Genomic DNA, 15763 nt, shown 5'->3' with positions numbered 1-15763 from the left:
GATTTTCAGATGATTCGACAACGTGTTATTCGCCTGGGCGATAAACTCAGCAGAGGTGGCTCCGTTACGCAAGCCAGCGGTGCACTCTTTGGCGGAATACCTATTGTGCTGGCGGGCGATCAGGCGTTGTGTGCCATTCACGGCCCAACCATTGTTACAGAAGGCTCCCCTGGATGGCTGATGAATAGTCGCCCTGTAGCCGTTGAACAATGCCATACACAATGTGGTTGTTCACTCATCTCTTCCTTACCCGATGCCGGGGTATGCTGAATGATATACTTACGTCATCCCTTACCAAAAAACCCTTATCCCAGTGCGAATACGCTTCATTTCCCTCACAAAACAGCCTGGATTACGGTACTGTGCACCACTATCGTTGTGCTGGTACTCGGTTTAACAACACTGGATGAAACAACACTTACATTATCCAGGTTGTTGCAACAAACCGTACTACTCCCGTTTTTTTCTGGGGCTCTGGTTATAAGCCTGTTTCTCTGTGCCTATTTATTCAGAAAACTACGGCACTGGAACCGTGACTCGCTTTATGGTCAGCATCTTATATGGTGGAAAAACAAAACATCTGAGGCGATACAAATCGCTGAGCACGCTTCGCTCTTCCCGGTAGATAATGCAACACTAAAAATACTTAATCTGGAAGGAGAAATGCCTGCCAGTAAAGATATTCCCCGTAAATTGCCTATCACGCCGGATGAACATAATGGCCTTAGCCGTACCCAACAGGCCTTGTCATTACTCCTGAGCAAACTGTCCTTTTCTGCATTGAAAAATCCGGAAGCGCTGAGTGAAATATGGTTATTTATCCGCCATGGCAATGATCAGGTATTTCAGGATGCTGTCACACTGTTCAGGCAATATTACCCACAATTTAATGATGTTGCTGTCCACACCCAGGCGACCACCCCCGACAGAAGTATGCTGGATGAGTGGATAGCAAAGGGTTTCACAGGGTTCAGGTTGCTGGTTTCGCTCGAGCTACACACGAAACCAGAAGATGAATTTTGTGAGCACGGCACAGCTTTTTTGTTCTGCTGGAATGAGAAAGTGGCATCACAGCATGTCCCGGTCTGGTACTTTAGCAGTGTCACCAGCCCATTAAATACGTTAACAGAAACAGTACAAATACTGTTTGCCACAGAACGTGTACCCAGTGCTAAGTTACGCCACCTGTGGCGCACCAACATCAGCGGAGAAGGGAAATATTTACTGGAGGAGGCAATAAATGCCGCAGGGTTTCCTGCCAGCAGCCAAAAGTGGCATACCCTGCAACCTACTGACCAATGGAGTACGGGTTACCTCTGGCTTATGTTGGAATGGGCCGCCAGTGCGGTTCGCCATGGCCAGCAAGGGCAGCTACTGGCGGCAGCACCTTCACTCAGTGAAATCAATATCACCCACCTGAGCAGCTATGTGCCTTACCATGAAACTGACTATGAGACACGGGAAGCTCAAAGCTTTAAATATACCCTGTTCGCCTCGCTTTCAATGGGGTTATGTACCATTTTCGCCAGTAACTTATTTAGCGCCATCTTTTTAACCGGAGCCGGGGAGGGAAATATGTCGGATTACTTGATTTCAAGTATATTAGTGTTCTATCTCATCATATTGGCGATAATTGTATTCAACGAGTTCCGGTACCAAAACGCATTATTCAGGCAGCTCAAATGCTATTATTACTAAACTCATAAGCCTATTACTCAACCCATAAGCCCGGTACTTTCCGGGCAAGAAACCGCCCGCTACCCACACAACCTGAACAACTTCCATAGTAAATACTTATAACACCCCTATTACCCTCAGGTTTATCACGCCATTGCCGATAGCTCTTTCAGGATTCAATAAAAAAAACCTGCATCACTACCCTGCTTAACTTTCTGGCTCCCACCGGAACAGAAGCGCATTAGACGTTTCTGTCCCCTGGCCGCTGTGCGCAAGTATTCTATTTAAGTGTTAAGGAGTCTGTATGCGATTCATTCCGGCGCGTTTATCCGGAAAGTTGCTTTCCGGTGGCGTCATTATTCTGGCCGTCACAGTGCTGATTGTGTATTTCACCATGCAGTGGTTCGCCCGGCCGCGAATCATTGATGCCAGCAACCAACTGATTCTCCAGGCGGGAAATAACCTGTCTGCCAATATTGACCAGCAACTGAAAAAAATTGAAGGCCAGGCCATCAGTATGGCCCGCCTGGCGGAACAACTTCCTCACCAGGACGCCCTCTATAAAGACGTTCTGCCAGGTATGATTGATGCCCAGCAAAACAACACCATAGCGGGCGGCGGTATCTGGCCTGAGCCGAATGCCTTCAGCGAGGGTGAAGCCCGGCACAGCTTTTTCTGGGCACGAGGAAATGACGGTAAGTTGACCTTTTCTAATGGCTATAACGACCCGTCTACTGCGGATTACCATAACGAAAGCTGGTACACCGCAGTGAAAAATGCGCCAGGTAACCAGTGCACCTGGTCTGAAGTTTACCAGGACCCGGTCTCTGGTGTGAATATGGTGACCTGCAGCGTGCCTTACCATAATGCAGCAGGCCAGTTTGCCGGGGTCGCCACCATTGATGTCCAGCTTGATAATCTCGGCGCTTACCTGCAAAAAAGCGGAACAGTTACCGGCGGCTATACTTTTGTTCTGGACGCCACCAAACAAATTATTTTTTCGCCAGTTGCCCATGAAAAACAGTTGATGTCGTTGGCACAACTGGCAGAAAAACACCCCTGGCTCACACCGGTAAATAATGCAGTTAACCAGTTTCACGATGACACCAGTGTTACCGCCGTGGGCAACCTGAAAGACCCGTTACTGGGGGAACATACGCAGGTCAGCCTGTTTCACATGAAGAGCACTGGCTGGGTTATTGGCCTGGTTACCCCTGATGCCAGGGTATCGGGCCTGGCCGCAACCATTACCCACGGTATTTTGTTTATTCTGGTTCCCGTTCTGGCTGTGCTGATGCTGGGTTTCTGGGTAATCAGTAAAACCATGACACGCAGACTGAATGCCACACAACAGGCACTGCACGAAATTGCCCACGGCGATGGTGACCTTACCCGGCGTCTGGACGACAACGGCGAAGATGAGTTAGCGGGTATTGCCCATGCCTTTAACCAGTTTGCCGATAAAATCGCCAGTGTGGTGCGTAGCGCCCAAAGCACCAGCGAAATTGTCGCAGAGGGGGCTGCTGCTCTGGCAGACAACAACAGTGGGCTGGCGGATAAAATCGCAGGCCAGGCAGCCGCACTGGAGCAAAGCGCCGCGGCAATGGAGCAACTCAATGCTACTGTGCGACAGAATGCCGACAACGTGCGTGTTGCCGACCAACTGGCCGAAAAAACAGCGGGTACTGCGCAACAAAATGACCAGGTAATGAAGCAGGTTATCAGTTCCATGAATAACATCCGCCAGGCATCCGGCAGAGTTGGCGAAATCTTGCGTGTTATTGATGACATCACCTTCCAGACCAATATCCTGGCACTAAATGCTTCAGTGGAAGCCGCCCGCGCGGGTGAACAAGGCCGGGGGTTTGCCGTTGTCGCGGGAGAAGTGCGGTTACTGGCACAACGCAGTGCCACTGCATCTCATGAAATAAAAGCGCTGATTGACGATTCAAACAACCATGTTTTAGCCGGAAGCCAGTTTATCGACAATGCCGGGAAGCAGTTGGCTCAGTTAGTCAATGATGTGGAACAGGTAAAAAATATCATGGCGGAAATTCGTGTGGCCGGAGATGAGCAAAGCAAAGGGATTGATGAAGTCACCCGGGCGGTAAGCCAAATGGAGCAAACCGTAGCAGAAAACCTTGCCACGATTAACCAGACAGCCCATAACACCACGCTATTACGCCAGGAAGCGCAGGAACTCGCCAGCGAAATAGCGGTATTCCGTGTTAGTGAGCAGGAACTGGAAACACCCGAGGTTCAGATGAGGCCAGTGCAGGTATCTGCCCTGCCAGCACCCGTATAATCTGCCCGAATGGCACAGGATGGTGCCATTTCCTGTTAGCGTTACCGCATTTTTAATAGCAAGAGAGCCTGTCACCAGGCTCTCTTTATCTCTTTCAGCGCGTGCAAGCGCCCGATACGGGCAAAGATTAATTGCCCTGTATACTGGCTATCATCTGGCGCTCATCCAGCCAGGCTAGTAGTGCTTGTGGTGTCATTGGCCGGGCAAGCAAATACCCCTGTACTACCGGGTAGCCCTGGTCACGCAAACGGTTAAATTGCTCGCAGGTTTCCACACCTTCAGCGACCACAATCAGCCTCAGGCTTTCCCCAATGCCCATAATTGCTTTACTGAGGGAGCAGGCTATCTCATCGTTTTCAAGATCTGCCACAAAGCTGCGATCCAGTTTCAGCTCACTGAACGGTAACCGGCGCAAATAACTCAGGCTGGAGTAACCCGTACCAAAATCATCCATCGATAGACGGACGCCCAGCGCGTTGACTTCATTCAGGCATGTCACCGTATTCACGTTACTGTCCAGCAAAACACTTTCCGTCAATTCCAGTGTAAGGTGATGGGGCTCCAGCCCATGCTTTTCGAGGATCTTTGCCACAGTAACTGGTAATGACAGGTCATGAAAACTGGTGGAAGAAAGATTAACCGACACCGCCGGTACGGGAATGCCCTGAGCCTGCCAGGCGGCAAGTTGTTCACAGGCTGTATCCATCGCCCAGATACCTAACTCAGCAATCAACCCACACTCCTGAGCCAGGGGAATAAAACGCGAAGGCGGCACCATGCCAAATTCAGGATGGATCCAACGGGCCAGCGCTTCAACGCCATAAATGCTGTTATCACGCAGTGTAATTTGGGGCTGGTAATAGAGCTGCAACTCACTCTGTTTCACCGCCCGGCGCAAAGCACTTTCGAGCTTCATGCGCTCCTGTGCTGTCTGGCCCATATCATTACTGAAAAATGCCCACTGCCCACGACCACAACTTTTGGCCTGAGACATCGCCAGGTCAGCATGCTGAATCAGCTCATCCACTGTTTTGCCATCGTTAGGATACATAGCAAGACCAATAGTTGCCGTTACTGACAACGCCGTTCCCGGTAACTCCAGCGGCTCATGGAGTACCGACTGTAAACGGGATACAGCTTCCTGCGCCTGGTCTTTGTCGCACTGTGGCATCACCACTAAAAACTCATCCCCGGAAAGGCGGCCTGCAATATCCGTTACGCGTAATGCACATTGCAGGCGCTGCGCAACCTGTACCAGGACATCATCCCCTAACTGGTGGCTGTATGAGTCATTAATCTGTTTAAAACGGTCCAGGTCAATAAACAGTACAGCCACCGCTTCGTTGCGATATGCTGCTGCTTCAATTTCCTGGTCCAGTTTGGCCTGTAACAGGCTGCGGTTTGGTAGCCCAGTCAGGCTGTCGTAAAACGCCAACTGGCTGATTCGCTGGCGCGCATGCTCACGGGTTAGTGCCAGTGAACATAAATGGGTCGAGACATCAATCAGATACTGGTGCAGTAATGAGATGCGCTCCGTTAACGGCTGGCGGAAATAGAACGCAAAGGTGCCAATCACTTTGCCCTGGTTATTACACACAGGTGTTGACCAGCAGCCAATATAACCCAGCGGCAAGATATAATCGCGAAAGGCGTCCCAGCGAGGGTCTGTGGCTATGTCAGTAACCAGCACAGGCTGGTTAAACCAGGCGGCAGAGCCACAGGAACCTACATTGGGGCCAATCTGTAACCCTTCAAGCTGGCGCGAGTAGGATTTTGCCATGCCAGGGCCTGCCAGGGGAAACAGCCGCCCCCGGTTATCCAGCTCAAGAATGGTGGCTGTAATATCCGGGGCGATACGCTCAACTTCATTACAAATCAGCTCAAGCACATCCACCAGCGGGCGCTCCTGAACCAGCGCTTCCAGAACCTGTTGCTGCAGTGCTTCGTAGATTTTACTGTGTGTGACGCTGTATACCATCCACACCTGGTGCAACACTTGCCGGGTCTGGGGATTGACTATTGGGTAACACACCAATCTTACCCAATGCTGGTGATGGCTTTTATCTTCAATTAAGTATTCACCTTCCAGTGGCTCTCCGCTACTCAGTTCGCGGATAACCGCCTGGCGGGCAGGTTCATCAAGTTCGCTCAGTAACAAATCAACCGAGCTTACGCCATTAAGCCCGTTAAGTTCCCAGCCAAGTAACTGTGTGAAGCCTTTACTGACATAGCGAATATGGCCTGCACCATCGCTCACCATTACGGCGGTGTGAATCACTTCGGTGACCTGGAATTGTTGGTACATCAGCGCGGGTTGTTCAAAATCATGCCGGGTCTGTTCGTTAGCCGGGCGAACCAATGCCAGCACGCCAGTAATCTGCCCGCTTATATCAGCAACAGGCACCCAAGTAACATCAATCCAGATAAAACGTCCTGTTTTGTGCAACGCAATAATCAGGCCTGAGCCCGAAATACCGCGCATCAAATCCTGCCACAGTACAAGGTAGCGCGGGTGGTCAGCAAAATCAGGCAGGCAAAACTCACTATGATGGCGCCCTACCACTTCTTCTGACTGGTAGCCAAACAGATTCAACAAATTTTCATTCACCTGGCGCACGCATCCGTTGCCATCGAACTCAGCAATGGCAAGTACGTCATCAAGCGCTTGTAACTGGCTCAATGCTGGCGTAACACCCTGCCCACTTGTACCGGCATTGTGTATTTTTTCGTACATGGCATCAGCCCTTTCGTCTTGAAGCAAAACCGTCCTTAACCCGGACTGTATCATCGGTTTTCATTCACCCATTGCTGCAACCTGGATTTACGGCTCAAGAGGGATGCACCGAAAGGTATTGGAAGTATCGGCATTAACTGCTGTTACTTTAGGCAATGCATCACAGTCTGCAGCTATCCCCTGGTAATAAAACTAAAGATAGTCCACATGATTAATAACTGTGGGAAAACAAGTAGACGCAAGGGAAGTAGGGAAATAGAGGAAGTACAATTGTGCTGAATCAACGGTTTTTCGGGAGGGGAACTGCAGGCACGGTATAACGGGGGAGATGGCGCAAACTATATACTGAAATAGTTCCCTGGTAAGCTCGGTTACCACAGGTTTACCTGCCCCCAGGCCGTTAACGTACCCGAATACCGTCGGTGATTATGCGCTGCACACTTGCCACGGTATCGGCGAAAAATTGCGGGTCACTGAGATTTTTTCCGGTAACCGCCTCTATTTGCGTGGCAAAATCAGCATAGTGCTGGGTGGTGGCCCAAATCATAAAAACCAGGTGCTGTGGGTCAACGGGAGCCAGTTTCCCATTGGCAACCCAGTCAGCAATAATCGCAGATTTTTCATCCACCAGTTGTTTTAAATCACCAGACAACTCGGCCATTAATAACGGTGCGCCCTGCAACATTTCCAGGCAAAACAAACGGGATGCCTGGGGATGGTCGCGGGAGACCTCCAGTTTTCGGCGAATGTAATCACCTATTGCTACCAACGGCTCCTGGTCAGCGCTAAAGGACTTGAAAGGTGCCAGCCAGATTTCCAAAATTTCTTTAAGCACAGCGACATACAGCGCTTCTTTCGACGGGTAGTAATAGAGCATATTCGTCTTGGAAACACCGGCCTGTTCTGCCACCTGGTCAAGGCTGGTGCCATGAATACCATATTGAGAAAAAAGAGCTAACCCCGCGGCCAGAATTGCCTGTTTTTTCGCAGCGACCGCCCGGGAGCGCCGCCCTGTTGTTTTTACCGTTTCACCGGCCATATTTACTCTCCGTTTAGGGATGCAGACAGCATAACAAAATCCGCCTCACCACTCGACAAGCTTGAAGCTTGTGCGCCCTGATGGTGCTTTTTTGTGCACCATTTTTGACCAAATAGTCCACTTTATTAACCTTACTTTTTTTACGTTATTTATTAACTATTTAATAATAAATACTTTTTATTTTTGGCATCACAATTGCAACATTTTAGCTACAGCGTGGTGACAGGAAATGCCGGCAGGATGCCAGGCCCATGCATTCACTCAACCAAGACGTGCGAGGTCCGCGATGAAAATCGGTGTATTCATTCCTATCGGTAACAACGGCTGGCTGATTTCAACCAATGCACCACAGTACATGCCAACGTTTGAGCTTAATAAGGCCATTGTGCAAAAGGCTGAGCATTACCACTTTGACTTTGCCCTTTCTATGATCAAGCTGCGTGGTTTTGGTGGTAAGACTGAATTTTGGGATCACAACCTGGAATCATTCACTCTGATGGCAGGCCTGGCGGCTGTTACGTCAAAAATTCAGATTTACGCAACAGCCGCAACGCTAACCTTGCCCCCGGCGATTGTCGCCCGCATGGCATCCACTGTGGATTCCATATCCGGTGGGCGTTTTGGGGTAAACCTGGTCACTGGCTGGCAAAAACCCGAATACGAACAAATGGGTATGTGGCCAGGGGATGAATACTTCTCCCGCCGTTATGACTACCTGACCGAGTACGTACAAGTTCTTCGGGATTTATGGGGTAAAGGCCAGAGCGACTTCAAAGGTGAATTTTTCACCATGAACGACTGCCGCCTGAGCCCGCGCCCGGAACAACCCGTCAAAGTTATTTGCGCCGGGCAAAGTGATGCCGGAATGGCTTTTTCAGCGCAATACGCCGATTACAACTTCTGTTTTGGGAAAGGTGTCAACACCCCCACCGCCTTCGCCCCCACCGCCGCTCGCATGAAAGCCGCGGCAGAACAGGCCGGGCGTGATGTGGGCTCCTACGTGTTGTTTATGGTGATAGCCGATGAAACAGACGAAGCCGCCCGCGCCAAGTGGGAACACTACAAAGACGGTGCCGACGAAGGCGCTTTGTCCTGGCTTACAGAACAAAGCCAGAAAGATACCCGTTCTGGCAGCGATACCAATGTACGCCAAATGGCCGACCCGACTTCTGCCGTCAATATCAATATGGGCACATTGGTGGGTTCATGGTCTACCGTTGCACGGCTGCTTGATGAAGTGGCGAGCGTCCCTGGCTGTGAAGGTGTACTGCTGACTTTTGATGATTTCCTGGCAGGTATTGAAAACTTTGGCAAACACATCCAGCCATTAATGACTTGCCGTAAAGCCATTCTTCCCACTCAACAGGAGGTTGCCTGATGAAAGACTTGACGCTTGAAGCTCGTCCGGAGGCAATTACGTTTTCTCCCGCACAAAGTGCATTAATTGTCGTCGATATGCAAAACGCTTACGCCAGCAAAGGGGGTTATCTCGACCTTGCCGGGTTTGATGTTTCGGCTACTGGCCCGGTGATTGAAAAAATCAACATTGCCGTCAGTGCCGCACGGGCCGCCGGAATCCCGGTTATCTGGTTCCAGAATGGCTGGGATGAACAATATGTTGAGGCAGGTGGACCAGGGTCACCTAACTGGCACAAGTCCAACGCGCTAAAAACCATGCGTCAGCGCCCGGAACTCGAAGGTAAGTTACTGGCAAAAGGTGGCTGGGATTACCAACTGGTGGATGCGCTTAAACCGGAACCTGGTGACATTTTGCTCCCTAAACCCCGCTACAGTGGCTTTTTTAATACACCGCTCGACAGCATTTTACGCAGCCGGGGAATTCGCCAACTGTTCTTTACTGGCATTGCCACTAATGTCTGTGTGGAATCCACCCTGCGCGACGGCTTCTTCCTTGAATATTTTGGCATCGTACTGGAGGACGCCACGCACCAGGCGGGCCCTGCGTTCGCGCAACAGGCCGCGTTATTCAATATTGAAACCTTCTTCGGTTGGGTCAGCAATGTTCAAACATTCTGCGACACCCTTGATACCAAACCATTAGCCCGTATTGCGTAAGGAACATACCATGCCAAAACAAGTCATTATTCCGCCAGGCACCACAACCCCTATTGCACCTTTTGTACCCGGTACTTTGGCAGATGGTGTGGTCTATGTCTCCGGCACACTGCCATTTGATAAACAAAATAATGTGGTATACCCCGGCGACCCAAAGGCACAAACCCGCCACGTTTTAGAAACGATCAAAACCGTTATCGAGACAGCGGGCGGGACGATGGAGGATGTGACATTCAACGCTATTTTTATCACCGACTGGAATCACTACGCCGCGATTAACGAAGTTTACGCAGAGTTTTTTCCAGGCGATAAACCGGCACGTTTTTGCATCCAGTGTGGTCTGGTTAAACCTGAAGCCCTGGTGGAAATCGCCACTACAGCCCATATTGGCAATGGAGCCTCTGCATGAAACTGCACATCCATGATGCGCCATACCCCGGCGCACCTGTGATGGTGCTCAGTTCCGGTTTGGGAGGCAGTGGCGGTTACTGGGTGGCGCAAATCAGTGCCCTCAAAACCCAATACCAGGTCATCACTTATGACCAGCGAGGTACTGGGGAAAACCAGGCTGAACTCCCGGCTGACTACACCATGGCGATGATGGCTGATGAGTTACATCATGCGCTGGCGCAACAGGGTGTGACCCGTTACGCAGTTATCGGCCACGCGCTAGGCGGCTTGATTGGCATACAACTGGCTCTGAGTTACCCACAATCTATTACTGCGTTGGTGATAATCAATGGCTGGTTAAGCCTGAACGCACAAACCCGGCGCTGTTTTGCCATCCGCGAGCAACTATTAAGCAGTGGCGGGCCCGCAGCCTGGAACCTTGCGCAACCGCTGTTTCTCTACCCGGCACAATGGCTGGGTGAACAGCAGCCCCGCCTTGAAGCAGAAGAGGCGCTGCACAATGCCCATTTTCAGGGTGAAGCGAATTTACGGGCTCGCTTATCCGCCCTGAAGCAGGCCGACTTTACCCAAACAGCAGGCCAGATAACCCAACCTGTGCTGTTAATCTGCGCCCGGGACGACTTACTGGTGCCCTGGCACTGCTCCCAAATGTTGCATGAATGCCTTCCCACGAGCCACCTGTCCGTGATGCCCTGGGGAGCACATGCCTGCAACGTTACCGCCAGTGACACATTTAACAGCCTGTTACTTGACGGGCTGGCTCTATTACTCCCGGACGCGGCCGAAGAAAGATACAAGGAGATGTTATGCAAGAAGTTTTAACACCAGAGGCACTGGCAACACTGTTTACTGGTGCGCACACCCACGGACACTGGCTGGAAAAGCCTGTCCCGGACGCGTTACTGGTTCAACTGTATGATCTGGTCAAAATGGGGCCAACTTCCGCCAACTGTTCGCCTGCCCGTTTTCTGTTTGTCCGAAGCGCGGAAGGGAAAGCACGCCTGAAGCCCGCACTGTCCAGCGGAAATCTGGAAAAAACCATGCTGGCCCCGGTTACCGCTATTGTGGCGTGGGACCCGGCATTTTATGAACAACTCCCTACACTCTTTCCCCATGCAGATGCCCGTGCCTGGTTCACATCAAGCCCGGCCCTGGCAGAAGAAACCGCGTTTCGTAACAGTAGTCTGCAGGCTGCTTATCTGATAATGGCCTGCCGGTCGTTGGGGCTGGATACCGGGCCAATGTCCGGATTTGACCAGGAGAGAGTTAACACAACGTTCTTCGCGGATTCAGGCTGGAAAAGTAACCTGCTTATCAATATTGGTTATGGCGACAGCAGCAAAGTACATGCGCGCCTGCCGAGGCTGGATTTCGACGTGGCCTGCGGGCTGGAGTAGGAGGCAACATGCTGGAGAAAACACTGTTTCGTGATGCCATGTCGCGCCTTGGCGCGGCAGTGAATATCATAACTACCGATGGCCCGGCCGGGCGTGCCGGGTTCACCGCATCTGCCGTTTGCAGCGTAACAGACGACCCACCGACGCTGTTAGTTTGCCTCAACCGCCAGGCCTCCGTGTGGCCGGTATTTAAAGAAAACCGCCATTTATGTGTGAATACCCTTGCGGCTAACCAGTCTGAACTGTCTACGTTGTTTGGCGGCAAAACCCCAATGGAAACCCGGTTTGCTGCAGCCCAATGGCAAACTGGAGTAACGGGTTGCCCGTTGCTCGAAGGGGCTCTGGTCAGCTTCGATTGCCAAATAAGCCAGGTGGTCAGTGTTGGCACACACGATATTCTGTTTTGCCAGCTCAAGGACATTGTGAGCGCAGGTGAACCCCATGGGCTGATGTGGTTTGACCGCCGCTACCACCCACTAATTAGCGCCGCTTGAGCCTTCAGTTATCTGGCGCCTGAGAAACAGGAACAACAGCATCTTCAGATTGATGAAAAAGAAGGGAAAAACGTGGTTTTTCCTTCTTTTTAGTGAGCAGCCGAAAATCAATGAATTGATTTTCCTGGTTTTTTATAGGGTGACATCCTCTCGTTCTGTACGAACATGATGTTTGTCATCAGGCTCATCTTTCGCTTTTTTTCTGTGCTTCAGGCGCATTTCGCTCACCAGCACCCCGAGCACAATCAATACCCCACCAACCAGAGCCAGCAACGGCAGGCGTTCACCTGCAAACCGCCCAAACACACCCGCCCAGACCGGTTCACCCGTGTAGATAACCGTCGCTCGTGTAGGGGAGACACTGCGCTGTGCCCAATTCATAGTCACCTGAATAATGGCACTAAAAATCCCCAGGCCAATGCCCACAACCCACAACCTCGGCGTCATTGCCGGTACAGATTCACCGGCAGGCAGCATAGTCACAAACGCCACTAACGACGCCGTCGCCAGTTGCACGACCGTAACGCGTTTGACATCGACTTTGCCCGCCCAGGCACTGATCAGGATGATTTCCGCTGCAATCGCCAGTGCACTAACCAGCGTTATCACCTCTCCATGGCCCGGAGACAGCAGCGAGCCTTGTGGGCCTGCCAGCAATACCAACCCGACAAAAGCCAGTGCAATCCCTATCCAGGCCATGACACCGGGCATTTTGCCAAGGCAAACCCATTGCAATAATGGCACTAACGGCACATACATCGCGGTAATAAAAGCGGATTTACTGCTGGGAATAAAATGCAGCCCCCAGGTTTGCAGGCTGTACCCGAAAGCAATCGCAATCCCAATAGCCACCCCGGCTTTCAGCTCCAGTAAAGTCAGCCCACGCAGCGAGCGAAACGAAAGCAACCCCACAGCTACAGCCGCTGCAGCAAAACGTAACCCGACAAAGAAAAATGGGCCACTGTCTGCCGTTGCATACTGCACAGCAAGGAATGTTCCCCCCCAGAACATCGTGATAAGCATCAGAATGGCTTCCTGGGGTTTAATAGAGAATTTCATCAAAGATTGCACTGCAAAAAACCTGTTATACGAAAAGATTGCGCCCAGTTTGCGCCGGGGAAGCCTGCGCTTCAAGAGGGAATAAAAAATATCATTTTCCCCAGAGTAATACGCGCTCACTGGCTAAAAAACACAGCAAGATTTGCACTCTGTACCATGGCACTTATCTTTAATAGAACAGGGAGTCGATACAGGTAACGGGAACATCGGGTACCGGCTAACGGCACTCACCCAAATGCTGCAGTTTCACTACAGAAGATAGTGCTCTCACCACCTGTGCCGCCCTGGCATTACAATACCGCAACCCTGGGTGGTACTCGCCTGATGCTGCATGGCAACAGCTGCCACCAATGCGCAACATAAATACGCCATTGCTCACTGCTTGTGGCGAAAAGCTCTCAGGGTGGCGGTAAACATGTTTGGCTAAATACCCTGTTACAGGAGGCGTTATGACAAACCAGGCAAGTAAATTACACCACGTTGGCGAATGGGCCGCCTTGCGCAACACGTCACCAGAAATTGCTGAGGCGATTTTTGAATTAGTCAATTATGACGAACAACTGGCCGAGAAAATGTGGGAAGAAGGCAACGATATGGCACTTATCAAAGCCTTCGCCAGTAGCGATAAACAAACCCTGTTCTGGGGAGAACAAACCATAGAACGGCAAAACGTCTAATTGCTGTAACGGCAAGGAGCATAATGCTGCTCCTTGCCAATATGTTCCTTTCATTAAACCGTCATCTTTACGCCATGCTGTTGCAGTGTTTCCTTACCAGACTGTTTGCCTTCTGAGAGTGGTAATAAGGCAAATGCTGTTATGCGCAGAACCTGGCAAATTTGGTTAATCCTTACCCCATCGCTGTTTTTTTTAGTGCTGTTTACCTGGTTTCCCCTGGTGCGGTCAGTTTATGACAGCCTGTTTGATACCCGGCTATCCAGTGAAAACCCCGCCTATGTTGGGCTCGGGAACTTTGCCCGTCTGCTGGCAGACCCGGTCTTTTGGCGCGCACTGACCAATAACCTGGTGTATATCCTGCTGACCGTAGTTCCGGGTATTGCACTGGCGTTATTACTGGCCGTTGCGCTGTGGGAAAACCACCGGTTGAACCGCTGGCTGCGCACTGCGTTTTTCTTCCCCATGATTGTGCCTATGGTAAGCGCTGCTGCCTTGTGGCTGTTTATTTTTATGCCGGGGCTTGGGTTACTGGACCATTACCTGTCTGTGTGGTTTGGCCCACAAAATAACAACTGGCTGGGGCGCAGCAATACAGCGTTGTTTGCATTAGCGCTGATTGGTGTCTGGAAGTTTGCTGGGTATTACATGCTGTTTTTCCTGGCGGGGCTACAGGGGATACCAGCTTCAACACATGAAGCGGCGCGCATGGAAGGTGCTTCATCCACACAGCGTTTCTTTCTGGTTACTCTGCCTTTACTGCGCCCAACGCTGAGCTTTGTCCTGACCACCGCATTGATTTACGGCATCACTCAAATCGACCACGTTGCCGTAATGACTCAGGGCGGCCCGGATAACGCCACCACTGTGCTGCTTTATTACATCCAGAACCTCACCTGGGAAACCCATGACCTGGGTAAAGCGTCAGCTGCAACCTTCCTGACACTGGCCGGGTTATTCGCTTTCTCACTGTTCAACCTGAAGTGGATGGAGAAAGGAGCCCACTATGAGCGCTGATATATCTCCGGTTACTCTGGCAACCCGGGCACGCCCCCTGCCTCGCTCCCGCACCACGCCCGTACCCGCACTCACATTAACACTCCTGTTACTGTGCCTGGCCTTGCTGTGGGTAAGCCCGTTTCTCTGGATGCTCTCATCAGCATTCAGTGCCACAACTTTTGGCGACGATATGGCATCGCTGCTTCCCCGCGGGCCACTCACTCTGGATAACTTTCGCGATGCCTGGCAGAGCGCCAACTGGCTCAGCCTGTATGCCAACACCCTGTTTTTTGCTGGCGGAACATTTGTGGTGCAACTGGTGACTGCCACCACAGCAGGCTATGTGTTTGCCTGCCACCAGTTCCGTGGCAAACAAACCCTGTTCGCCCTGTTTCTGGTGCAACTGATGGTAATGCCCGTCGTCATGATGGTGCCCAACATGCTCACACTGAAAAGTCTGGGCCTGCTCAACACACTTACCGGGGTCATGATGCCCTACTTCACTTCTGCTTTCGGCGTATTTGTGATGCGCCAGGCTTTTATGGCTATCCCTAAAGAGATTGAAGAAGCGGCACTAATGGAAGGCTGTAGTTGGTGGCAGGTGTTGTATCACGTCATGTTGCCGGGTTCGTGGCCTTCCATTCTTGCCTTTGCCACCGTCAGTATCACCTACCACTGGAATGAGTATTTGTGGCCACTGATGATTCTCAACGACCCGGATAAACAAGTGCTTACTGTGGGCCTGGTGTCCTTTGCCATGGGGGCGGAGTCTGGCGGGCAATGGGGCATGATCAGTGCCGGTACGCTGATGGTGTGCCTGCCGTTAATGCTGGTTTTTATTCTGTTTCAAAAGCAGTTCCTGAGAAGCTTTGGTTTTTCGGGTATTAAATAACGAGGT

General features: G+C 51.3%; 15 protein-coding genes. 12 read left to right on the top strand and 3 right to left on the bottom strand.

All coding sequences use genetic code 11. The features are described from left to right. Nucleotides 1-9: 9 nt before the first annotated feature. The 3 genes from LC084_RS04245 to LC084_RS04235 all read left to right on the top strand — a co-directional run bounded on the left by LC084_RS04245 (nt 10) and on the right by LC084_RS04235 (nt 3982). A complete protein-coding gene (locus tag LC084_RS04245; RefSeq protein ID WP_226569645.1) occupies nt 10-270 on the top strand; it encodes a PAAR domain-containing protein in 261 nt (86 codons plus the stop codon). Next, nucleotides 271-1698, top strand: a complete 1428-nt coding sequence (locus LC084_RS04240) for a hypothetical protein (RefSeq protein WP_226569643.1) — start codon at nt 271-273, stop codon at nt 1696-1698. A gap of 283 nt (nt 1699-1981) precedes the next feature. Next, nucleotides 1982-3982, top strand: a complete 2001-nt coding sequence (locus LC084_RS04235; protein ID WP_226569641.1) for a methyl-accepting chemotaxis protein — start codon at nt 1982-1984, stop codon at nt 3980-3982. A 127-nt stretch (nt 3983-4109) separates the two neighbouring features. Here LC084_RS04235 and LC084_RS04230 read toward each other — a convergent pair whose 3' ends face one another. Together LC084_RS04230 and rutR are read right to left on the bottom strand one after the other, a co-directional pair. After that, on the bottom strand, nt 4110-6716 hold the full coding sequence (locus LC084_RS04230; RefSeq protein WP_226569639.1) for a bifunctional diguanylate cyclase/phosphodiesterase: 2607 nt from the start codon (nt 6714-6716) through the stop codon (nt 4110-4112). A 400-nt stretch (nt 6717-7116) separates the two neighbouring features. Continuing rightward, a complete protein-coding gene (gene rutR, locus LC084_RS04225; protein ID WP_226569637.1) occupies nt 7117-7755 on the bottom strand; it encodes an HTH-type transcriptional regulator RutR in 639 nt (212 codons plus the stop codon). 286 nt (nt 7756-8041) lie between these two features. Between rutR and rutA the strand changes: the two genes are divergently transcribed. From rutA to rutF, 6 genes are read left to right on the top strand one after another with little or no spacing between them, the layout of a single operon-like run. Beyond that, nucleotides 8042-9133 (top strand): pyrimidine utilization protein A, encoded by a 1092-nt coding sequence (gene rutA / locus LC084_RS04220; RefSeq protein WP_226569636.1) that lies wholly within the window; start codon nt 8042-8044, stop codon nt 9131-9133. Beyond that, nucleotides 9133-9831, top strand: a complete 699-nt coding sequence (rutB, locus tag LC084_RS04215) for a pyrimidine utilization protein B (RefSeq protein WP_226569634.1) — start codon at nt 9133-9135, stop codon at nt 9829-9831. Before rutA ends, rutB begins: the two co-directional genes overlap by 1 nt. Nucleotides 9832-9841: 10 nt before the next feature. Continuing rightward, nucleotides 9842-10240: a pyrimidine utilization protein C gene (rutC, locus tag LC084_RS04210; RefSeq protein ID WP_226569632.1), complete on the top strand. Its 399-nt coding sequence runs from the start codon at nt 9842-9844 to the stop codon at nt 10238-10240. After that, complete coding sequence (rutD, locus tag LC084_RS04205) at nt 10237-11064, top strand: pyrimidine utilization protein D (protein WP_226569630.1); 828 nt, start codon at nt 10237-10239, stop codon at nt 11062-11064. The genes rutC and rutD overlap by 4 nt, the downstream gene beginning before the upstream one ends. Continuing rightward, nucleotides 11049-11639 (top strand): malonic semialdehyde reductase, encoded by a 591-nt coding sequence (locus tag LC084_RS04200; protein WP_226569628.1) that lies wholly within the window; start codon nt 11049-11051, stop codon nt 11637-11639. Before rutD ends, LC084_RS04200 begins: the two co-directional genes overlap by 16 nt. Before the next feature lie 8 nt (nt 11640-11647). Continuing rightward, a complete protein-coding gene (gene rutF / locus LC084_RS04195; protein ID WP_226569626.1) occupies nt 11648-12133 on the top strand; it encodes an NADH-dependent FMN reductase RutF in 486 nt (161 codons plus the stop codon). A 132-nt stretch (nt 12134-12265) separates the two neighbouring features. Here rutF and LC084_RS04190 read toward each other — a convergent pair whose 3' ends face one another. Beyond that, the gene (locus tag LC084_RS04190; RefSeq protein WP_226569624.1) at nt 12266-13192 is read right to left on the bottom strand and encodes a DMT family transporter; all 927 of its coding nucleotides are present in this window, start codon (nt 13190-13192) and stop codon (nt 12266-12268) included. A gap of 449 nt (nt 13193-13641) precedes the next feature. Between LC084_RS04190 and LC084_RS04185 the strand changes: the two genes are divergently transcribed. The 3 genes from LC084_RS04185 to LC084_RS04175 all read left to right on the top strand — a co-directional run bounded on the left by LC084_RS04185 (nt 13642) and on the right by LC084_RS04175 (nt 15757). Beyond that, a complete protein-coding gene (locus tag LC084_RS04185) occupies nt 13642-13869 on the top strand; it encodes a YccJ family protein (protein ID WP_226569622.1) in 228 nt (75 codons plus the stop codon). Between the two features lie 141 nt (nt 13870-14010). Further along, nucleotides 14011-14883 carry a carbohydrate ABC transporter permease gene (locus tag LC084_RS04180; RefSeq protein WP_226569620.1) on the top strand — a complete coding sequence of 291 codons (873 nt, stop codon included), beginning with the start codon at nt 14011-14013 and terminating at the stop codon, nt 14881-14883. Next, nucleotides 14873-15757 (top strand): carbohydrate ABC transporter permease, encoded by an 885-nt coding sequence (locus LC084_RS04175; protein ID WP_226569618.1) that lies wholly within the window; start codon nt 14873-14875, stop codon nt 15755-15757. Before LC084_RS04180 ends, LC084_RS04175 begins: the two co-directional genes overlap by 11 nt. Nucleotides 15758-15763 lie beyond the last annotated feature (6 nt).

The sequence above is a fragment of the Mangrovibacter yixingensis genome (assembly GCF_020523985.1).
In the GTDB taxonomy this organism is placed as follows: domain Bacteria; phylum Pseudomonadota; class Gammaproteobacteria; order Enterobacterales; family Enterobacteriaceae; genus Mangrovibacter; species Mangrovibacter yixingensis.
The sequence above is the reverse complement of the archived record's forward strand: the minus strand, read 5'-3'. Positions and strand labels throughout refer to the sequence as shown.